The sequence below is a fragment of the Pseudomonas sp. BF-RE-22 genome, from assembly GCF_019956155.1.
Classification (GTDB): Bacteria; Pseudomonadota; Gammaproteobacteria; order Pseudomonadales; family Pseudomonadaceae; genus Aquipseudomonas; species Aquipseudomonas migulae.
Genome location: NZ_JAHBDD010000074.1, coordinates 1 through 8,670 on the forward strand (window position 1 = coordinate 1; position 8,670 = coordinate 8,670).

Annotated in this window: 8 protein-coding genes; 5 read left to right on the forward strand and 3 right to left on the reverse strand. The window is 61.7% G+C overall.

Annotated features, from left to right (window positions below):
- The first annotated feature begins 585 nt into the window (after positions 1-585).
- The 4 genes from KGA82_RS25985 (at position 586) to ycaC (ending at position 4,111) form a co-directional block, all read left to right on the forward strand.
- Positions 586-1,002, forward strand: a complete 417-nt coding sequence (locus KGA82_RS25985) for a DoxX family protein (protein ID WP_008043253.1) — start codon at positions 586-588, stop codon at positions 1,000-1,002.
- Positions 995-1,582 carry an antibiotic biosynthesis monooxygenase gene (locus KGA82_RS25990; RefSeq protein ID WP_223453083.1) on the forward strand — a complete coding sequence of 196 codons (588 nt, stop codon included), beginning with the start codon at positions 995-997 and terminating at the stop codon, positions 1,580-1,582. The genes KGA82_RS25985 and KGA82_RS25990 overlap by 8 nt, the downstream gene beginning before the upstream one ends.
- Positions 1,579-3,417, forward strand: coding sequence for an amidohydrolase (locus tag KGA82_RS25995; RefSeq protein ID WP_008043255.1), 1,839 nt, complete (start codon positions 1,579-1,581; stop codon positions 3,415-3,417). Before KGA82_RS25990 ends, KGA82_RS25995 begins: the two co-directional genes overlap by 4 nt.
- 67 nt (positions 3,418-3,484) lie before the next feature.
- Positions 3,485-4,111, forward strand: coding sequence for an isochorismate family cysteine hydrolase YcaC (ycaC, locus tag KGA82_RS26000; RefSeq protein WP_223453084.1), 627 nt, complete (start codon positions 3,485-3,487; stop codon positions 4,109-4,111).
- A 118-nt stretch (positions 4,112-4,229) separates the two neighbouring features.
- On the opposite strand, the gene KGA82_RS26005 is transcribed toward ycaC, so the two are convergent.
- Together KGA82_RS26005 and KGA82_RS26010 are read right to left on the reverse strand one after the other, a co-directional pair.
- Complete coding sequence (locus KGA82_RS26005) at positions 4,230-5,657, reverse strand: mechanosensitive ion channel family protein (protein ID WP_223453085.1); 1,428 nt, start codon at positions 5,655-5,657, stop codon at positions 4,230-4,232.
- A gap of 336 nt (positions 5,658-5,993) precedes the next feature.
- The gene (locus KGA82_RS26010) at positions 5,994-7,013 is read right to left on the reverse strand and encodes an alpha/beta hydrolase (protein WP_008032696.1); all 1,020 of its coding nucleotides are present in this window, start codon (positions 7,011-7,013) and stop codon (positions 5,994-5,996) included.
- A gap of 160 nt (positions 7,014-7,173) precedes the next feature.
- Between KGA82_RS26010 and KGA82_RS26015 the strand changes: the two genes are divergently transcribed.
- On the forward strand, positions 7,174-8,070 hold the full coding sequence (locus KGA82_RS26015) for a LysR family transcriptional regulator (RefSeq protein WP_223453086.1): 897 nt from the start codon (positions 7,174-7,176) through the stop codon (positions 8,068-8,070).
- A 140-nt stretch (positions 8,071-8,210) separates the two neighbouring features.
- On the opposite strand, the gene KGA82_RS26020 is transcribed toward KGA82_RS26015, so the two are convergent.
- A partial coding sequence (locus KGA82_RS26020; RefSeq protein WP_223453087.1) for a hypothetical protein occupies positions 8,211-8,670 on the reverse strand: 460 nt, incomplete at its 5' end.

Consider the following 8,670-nt stretch of genomic DNA (forward strand, 5'->3'; position numbering starts at 1 on the left):
GCGGTGGTCAGGCAATGAATGCGTGACTGACCGGACGCCATCGCCGGCAAGCCGGCTCCTACAGGGGACCGCGTTAGCTTTTGATTTTCACCACTCATCAGGCCGAGCGTTAGCTCTCCTTCAGCTTTTGATCTGAGCGCCCCCTCGAGAGGCCGAGCGCAGGTTCTGCGCAGTGGGCAACCCGGCATGGATGCCGGGTTAGCCGCCCCCCGGCCATGGATGGCCGATGGCGGCGGGCCCACGGAGCAGGACCGGAGCGAGGGCATGGCGAGCATTAGCGAGGCACCGAACGAAAGGGGCAAGAGCCCTTGGTTACTTGGGGCTTTTCCAAGTGACTCGCCGTAAGGGCGAAACCAATAGAAGCCGTTACCGCAGCAATGGATATGTGCACCATCAAAGAAACACGCCGGCCATTAGGACGCCATCGCCGGCAAGCCAGCTCCTACAGGGGGGGCGATGGCTGGCGATCCTGATCGGCTCACAAAAAGAGCACGTACATTCAATTTTCCCCGCCCCCACACCGGCACTATCGAATGAGGTCCCGGCGCTTTGACGCCGATGGTTTTTCATTTGTGCAGGTAGTCCATGAACGCTTCGCAATGGGATGAACGGGCCCAGGATATCGGGCTGTTTTTTTTGCGGGTCAGCGGTGGTTTGTTTCTGCTGTGGGTGCACGGTTTGCCCAAGCTGCTTAACTACAACGCTCAACTGCAAGTCATCGAAGACCCTTTCCACCTGGGCGCGAATGTCACGCTGATGCTGGCGATTTTTGCCGAGGTGCTGTGCCCGCTGCTGATCATTGCCGGGGTGTTGGTGCGCCTGGCGTGCCTGCCGGTTTTGTCTGTGTTGTGGATCGCGCTGCTGGTTGTGCACCCGCAATGGAGCCTCGAGGAAGGGCAGTTCGGCTGGCTACTGTTGATTCTGTTCACCAGCCTCTTTATCGCCGGGCCGGGACGGCTGGCGCTCAATGTCCGATTCGCCGGAGCTTTGCGTTATGCCTGAATCCAATCGTTTCGAGGAAGTCGTGACCCTGGTCATCAAGCACCGGGTCAAAGCCGGTTTTGAAGTGCCCTACGAAGCCTGGTTGCGCAACATCGTCAGCATCGCCGGGCAGCAGGAAGGGCACTTGGGGGTGGATGTGATGCGCGGCAAGAACGCCGGCCTCGACATGTACACCTGCGTGCTGCGCTTTTGCTCCACCGACGCGATGCAGCACTGGCTCGATTCGCCACAACGGCTGGAACTGGTCAACGAAGCCACGCCGATGCTCGCCGATGGCGACCAGACCGAGGTCAACCCGGTCAATGAATTCTGGTTCGCACCGCAGGCTGAAACCGGTTCGCCGCCGCGCTGGAAGCAGGCCGTGGTGACGTTGCTGGTAATTCTGCCGCACACCTTGCTGGTGCCGCTGATCTGGGGCCCGCTGTTGCGGCTTAACGCGTTCCTGTCCAATTACGTGGTCGCCACGTTCCTGATCACGCTGACCATCGTCGTTTCGGTGGTGTACCTGTTCATGCCGATGGCGACGCGTTTGTTCGCGCCTTGGCTGTCCCCCTCCACTCAGCCCAAGGAAACGCGATGAACGCCGACCTGATTTTGTTCAATGGCCAATTTCATACCGTTGACCGTGAAAACCCACGCGCCAGTGCCGTCGCCATCAGCGATGGCCGCTTCGTCGCGGTCGGCACTGACGCCGAAGCCATGGCCCTGCGCGGCTCCGGCACCCAGGTCATCGACCTCAAGGGCCGCTGCGTCATCCCCGGCCTCAACGACTCGCACTTGCACCTGATCCGTGGCGGTTTGAACTACAACCTCGAACTGCGCTGGGAGGGCGTGCCGTCGCTGGCCGACGCCCTGCGCATGCTCAAGGATCAGGCCGACCGCACGCCAACGCCACAATGGGTGCGCGTGGTCGGAGGCTGGAACGAATTCCAGTTCGCTGAAAAGCGCATGCCGACCCTCGAGGAACTCAACCAGGCGGCACCGGATACGCCGGTATTTGTCCTGCATCTATATGACCGCGCTCTGCTCAACCGCGCCGCGTTGCGCGTGGCCGGTTACACCCGCAACACGCCGAACCCGCCGGGTGGCGAGATTGTGCGCGATGCCAACGGTGAGCCGACCGGCATGCTGGTGGCGCGCCCGAACGCGATGATTTTGTACTCGACCCTGGCCAAGGGGCCGAAGTTGCCGCTGGAGTATCAGGTCAACTCGACCCGCCAGTTCATGCGCGAACTCAACCGTCTCGGCCTGACCAGCGCCATCGATGCCGGCGGCGGTTTCCAGAATTATCCGGACGATTACCAGGTGATCGAGCAGTTGGCCAAGGACCAGCAACTGACCATCCGCATCGCCTACAACCTGTTCACCCAGAAGCCGAAAGAAGAGCTGGCCGACTTCAAGAACTGGACTAGCAGCGTGACCCTGCATCAGGGCGATGATTTCCTGCGCCACAACGGCGCCGGGGAAATGCTGGTGTTCTCGGCGGCGGATTTCGAGGACTTCCTCGAACCGCGTCCGGACCTGCCGCAAACCATGGAAGACGAACTCGAACCGGTGGTCCGCCACTTGGTCGAGCAGCGCTGGCCGTTCCGTTTGCACGCCACGTACAACGAATCCATCAGCCGCATGCTCGACGTGTTCGAGAAGGTTAACCGCGACATTCCGTTCAATGGTTTGCCGTGGTTTTTCGACCACGCCGAAACCATCACGCCGCAGAACATCGAGCGGGTGAGGGCGCTGGGCGGTGGTATCGCGATTCAGGATCGCATGGCGTTTCAGGGCGAGTATTTCGTCGAGCGTTACGGCGCCAAGGCTGCCGAAGCGACGCCGCCGATCAAGCGCATGCTGGCCGAAGGTGTACCGGTTGGCGCTGGCACCGATGCGACGCGGGTGTCCAGCTACAACCCATGGACTTCGCTGTACTGGATGGTCAGCGGCCGCACCGTCGGTGGCCTGGAGCTGCACGCCGAGGGGCTGTCCCGGCAGACCGCGCTGGAGCTGTTCACCCACGGCAGCGCCTGGTTCTCTTCCGAGCAGGGCAAGAAAGGCATGATCAAAGTCGGCCAACTGGCTGACGTCGCAGCCCTGAGCGCGGACTTTTTCAGCGTTGACGAAGAAGCGATCAAGTGGATCGAGTCGGTGTTGACCGTGGTCGGCGGCAAGGTGGTGTACGCCGCCGGTGATTTCGAAAAACTCGGCCCGGCCAGTGTGCCGGTGCTGCCGGACTGGTCGCCGGTGGTCAAGGTGCCGGGTCACTGGCGCCCGACGTCGCCGATGCAGGCGCAGGTTCACCATTGCAGCGGGCCGTGCGGCGTGCATTCCCACAGTCATGAAAAGGCGCGGTTGTCGAACGCGCCGGTCAGCGATTTCGCCGGTTTCTGGGGCGCCTTTGGCTGCTCGTGCTTCGCGTTCTGACGATCAAAAAAAGCGCCGACCCGCGTGTCGGCGCCTGACGTAATACCCATCCATCGAGGAGTTTCACATGAGCAACGTTCCGTACAAACGCCTGAACAAAGACGATGCCGTTGTCCTGTTGGTCGATCACCAGACCGGTCTGATTTCGCTGGTTCAGGATTTCTCGCCGAACGAATTCAAGAACAATGTCCTGGCCCTGGGCGACGTGGCCAAGTTCTTCAAACTGCCGACCATCCTCACCACCAGCTTCGAAAAAGGCCCGAACGGCCCGATGGTGCCGGAATTGAAAGAGCAGTTCCCGGACGCGCCGTACATCCCGCGTCCAGGCCAGATCAACGCCTGGGACAACGAAGATTTCGTCAAGGCCGTCAAAGCCACCGGCCGCAAGCAACTGATCATCGCCGGTGTGGTGACGGACGTTTGCGTGACCTTCCCGACGCTGTCGGCGCTGGCTGAAGGGTTTGAAGTGTTTGTGGTGACCGATGCTTCGGGTACGTTCAACGAAACCGTGCAACAAGCTGCGTGGGCACGGATGGCGGCGGCCGGCGCTCAACTGGTGAACTGGTTCTCCGTGGCGTGCGAGCTGCAGGGCGACTGGCGCAACGACATGGAAGGCCTGGCGAACCTGCTGTCGCCGCGTATTCCCAACTACCGCAACCTGATGAACAGCTACTCGGTGTTGACTTCGAAGTAAGCTCCTTCAAGCAACATGCATAACCTGTGGGAGCGAGCCTGCTCGCGATGGCGGTGGTTCAGCCGACATCTATGTTGGATGTGCTGCCGCCATCGCGAGCAGGCTCGCTCCCACAGGGTTACCGTTTTTGCAGCCAGCTCAGGAATCCACTTTTCTTGATCGGCACCGGTTTGTCCAGCAGCGCCAACCGACTGTTCTGCTGCCGTACCGCCTGCAACTTGTTCAACGCCCGACCCACTTCAACCCGCTGTTCCATGCAGCTGCGGGTCAGGGATTTGTCGATCCGGTAGATGATGCACGAGGTCAACGCGGTGAACGTGGCCTGCGACGGTGTATCGGTGAGGATGCTCTGTTCACCCATCACCTCGCTCGGCCCCATGCGCCCGGCCTCGGTTTGCCCGGCGCCGTCCGGTACTGTTGCGCTGACCACGCCCGTGGCGATGACCATCAGGCTGTCCGGCACTTCTCCCAGTTCCAGCACCACCTGGCCTGCCGCGTACTGTTGCGCGACCATCGAATGGGCCATCCGGTCGCGTTCGTCTTCGTTCAGGGAACGGAAGACTTTCACCTCGTCCAGCAAGGACCGCGCGCGGGATGTCGGTTCGATCACGCCGTCGAGCTGTCGGGAAATACCCGCCGCTTCGAGGTGCCGATGGGCGAGGTCGAACAGTTGATTGCGCACTTCGCTTTTCTTGCCGAGTTCGGCGATAAACCCGCTGGCCACGTATTCGGACATGGTTTCGCCGGCCTCTTTCAGCACGGCTTTCGGCGCCGGGTTGAGCAGCAGACTGCTGCTGCCTTGCAGCGTGCGGTCCAGTGCATCCAGCACCCGACGCGGACGGATGTGGTTGGGCACTTGAATGCTGATCGACACACCATGCATGTTGCCGGGGCGGCTCAGGTTGACGATCTTCGCTTTGGCCGCCACCGAGTTCGGCACCACCGCCGTACTGCCGGCGCTGGTCAGCAGGTGAGTGGCGCGCCAATCGATGTCGAGCACCTTGCCCTCGACGCCGTCGATCACGATCCAGTCATCCACCTGATACGGCTTGGTGGTGTTGAGCACGATCCCGGAAAACACATCGCTCAGGGTGCTTTGCAACGCCAGGCCGACGACGATTGCCACCACCCCGGACGTCGCCAGCAAACCTTTCACCGGCAACTCCAGCACGTACCCGGCTGCGGCGACGATGGCGATCAGAAACACCAGCGCGCCGATGACGTCCTGCAGCAACCGCCCGCTGTGCCCGATGCGCCGCATCAGCAGCAGGCCGATGACTTCGGTGAGCACACGTGCGGCGTACAGCCACCAGAGAATCCCCAGCGCCGTCGCGCCCAGTTGCGCCACGCGGTCGTCTGCCAACAGCGGCGCCTGCAACGGGCTGACGCCGGCGTTGATGATGAGCGCGCTGAACATCACAAACAACGCGAGGCGCACACCGACCCGCGTGACGCGATGCTTGAACGGCGCTGCGTGCCAGAGCACGGCGTCGATGACCAGCAACAGCGCACTCCAGGACAGCAGATGACCGTAGATGAGGGACATGGAAGAACTCCGGAAGTCTGATTTTTTTTGTAGGAGCCGGCTTGCCGGCGATGGCGTACTTGAGGGCGCCTTCGCGAGCAAGCTTCGCTCCTACAGTTGAACTGTGCGAACCCGATCCCCTGTAGGAGCCAGGCTTGCCGGCGATGGCGTACTTGAGGGCGCCTTCGCGAGCAAGCTTCGCTCCTACAGTTGAACTGTGCGAACCCGATCCCCTGTAGGAGCCAGGCTTGCCGGCGAAGGCGTATTTGAGGGCGCCTTCGCCGGCAAACGGAGCGCCGCCCGGCCGCTCCTACAGAAAAGCCCCTCGCACGATGATCGTGGGAGGGGCGAGGGGACTCAGTTCAGATGAGTCTTGAGTTCCAGCGCGGCCTGACGCACCGCCGCTTTCACTTCCGGAATCTGGCTCAGCGGATTGAGCAGGCCGAAGTCGTGAATCATCCCGTTGTAACGCACCGCCGTGACCGGCACACCGGCCGCATCGAGGTGGCGGGCATAGGCTTCGCCTTCGTCACGCAATACGTCGAACTCGGCGGTCTGCACCAGCGCTGCCGGCAAGCCCTTGAGCTGTTCGGCGCTGGCCTGCAACGGCGAGGCGTGGATCTGCGCACGCTCGGCCTGGTCGGTGGTGTAGTTGTCCCAGAACCAATTCATCATGCCTTTGGTGAGGAAGTGGCCTTCGGCAAATTGCTGGTACGAGCCGGTGTCGAACTGTGCGTTGGTCACTGGCCACATCAACAACTGGAAGCGCAGCGCCGGGGCTTTCTGTTCCTTGGCCATCAATGCCACGACCGCCGCCATGTTGCCACCGACGCTGTTGCCGGCCACCGCGAGACGCTTGCCGTCGACGCCGATGTCCTTGCCATGCTCAGCCACCCAACGGGTCGCGGCGTAGGCCTGGTTGATCGCGGTCGGGTAGTGCGCTTCCGGCGACGGCGTGTAATCGACGTACACCGCGACGGCACCGGAGCCCACCACCAGGTCATGAATCAAGCGTTGGTGAGTCGGGTAATCGCCCAGCACCCAGCCGCCACCGTGGAAGAACATGAACACCGGCAACTCACCTTTGACCTTGGCCGGACGCACGATTTTCAGGTTGATGGTTTGACCATCGACCTTGATTGCACGATCGCTGACGTCCACACCCGACAGATCAACCTTGACCGAGTTTTGCGCACCGGTCAGCACCGCACGGGCGTCTTTCGGGCTCAACTGCTCAAGCGGTTTACCGCCACCGGCGGCGAGGGCTTCGAGGAAGGCTTGAGTGTTGTGTTCAACGCCTGGGCTGCCAGCGGCAAAGGCGTTGCCGACGGAGAGGGCGAGCAGGGAAGCGGTCAGGGTTTTTTTGACGAGGTTCATGAGCAAATCCTTTTTAATTAATTAGAGATTGGTTACCTAAGGGTCAGGTTGCTGCTGCGCTGGGACTCAGGCCTCAGCAACACCGTGGACACAGATTAATAGGGTGCTCGAAAGGGAAAAAGCGGCTATAAAGCGTTTAACTGTCAACCGGAAAGTGACAATGAACCCGTTCGAAGATATGCGTATTTTTTGCCAGGTCATGGACTCCGGCAGCTTCACCTCGGCCGCCGATCAATTGGGCCTGTCCAAGCAGTTCGTCAGCCGTCGCTTGATGCAACTCGAAGAACGCCTGGGCGTACGGTTGCTCAACCGCTCCACACGGCGCCTGGACGTCACGCCGCTGGGCCAGAGTTATTACGAGTCGGCGTTGCGCTTGCTCAGCGAAGTCGAGCAGGTGGAACAAGGCATCGCCGGCCAGACCACCGAACCGCGCGGCACCATTCGCGTGAGCGCGCCGTTGTCGTTTGCGGTGGCGCATTTGGGGTGTTTGCTGCCGGTGTTCTTGCAGCGTTATCGCGATGTCACGGTGGAAGTGGATTTGAGCGATCGCCCGGTGGATCTGCTCAGCGAGGGTTACGACCTGGCGTTGCGCATCGGCATCCTTGAAGACTCGACGCTGATCGCCCGCCGCATCGCTTCGATCCAGCGGGTGTATTGCGCCAGCCCGGCTTACCTGGCCGAGCGCGGTACGCCGGGTAAACCCGAGGACCTGCACACGCACGACTGCCTGCCATATGGCCACGGCCGCCAGGTGCAATGGCGTTTTGAAGGGCAGGGCAAGCCGCTGGCGGTCAACGTGACCGGGCGGATGCGGGTCAACAATGGTGAGTTGCTCAGGGATGCGGCCATTGCCGGGATGGGGATCACGTATCTGCCGACCTTCATTGTCGGGGCGGCGTTGAAGGATGGGCGGCTGGTGCCGGTGCTGGATGAGTTTCGCCCACAGCCGCTGACGTTGTCGGCGGTGTACCCGCAGCATCGCCAGAGTTCGCGACCGGTGCAGGCGTTGATCGAGTTTCTGCGTGAGCGGCTGGATCAGGCTGAAGAAATTTTATAGAGCACAGCACATTTCCAATGTGGGAGCGAGCCTGCTCGCGAAAGCATTTTGTCATTCAACATTGATGTCGTCTGACACTCTGCCTTCGCGAGCAGGCTCGCTCCCACAGGGGTTTGTGGCGAACCTTTGTTCAGGGGTGATCAGGACCTTTTGTCATCGCCCGGCTCGCCACCGACGTGCACGCCGTGGTCGTCACCCGGTTCACCGCCGACATGAACGCCGTGGTCATCGCCGATTTCGCCGGCGCGATGAACGCCGTGGTCGTCACCGATTTCACCGGCGCGATGAACGCCGCGGTTGTGGCCGACTTCACCGGCATGATGAACGCCGTGGTCGTCACCGATTTCACCGGCGTGATGAACGCCACGGTTGTGGCCGACTTCACCGGCGTGATGAACGCCGTGATCGTCTCCCGGTTCGGCATGGGTGCCGCTGCGACCGGATGAGGCGGTGTTACCGGAATGTCCCGAGCCATGGTCGTTGCCACTGTGACCGCTGCCGCTATTGCCGCCGCCGTTTCCACCGTGACCGCTGCCGCCATGGCCGCTTCCGCCGTGACCACCGCCGTGACCACCGCCATTGCCGCCGCCACCGCCACCG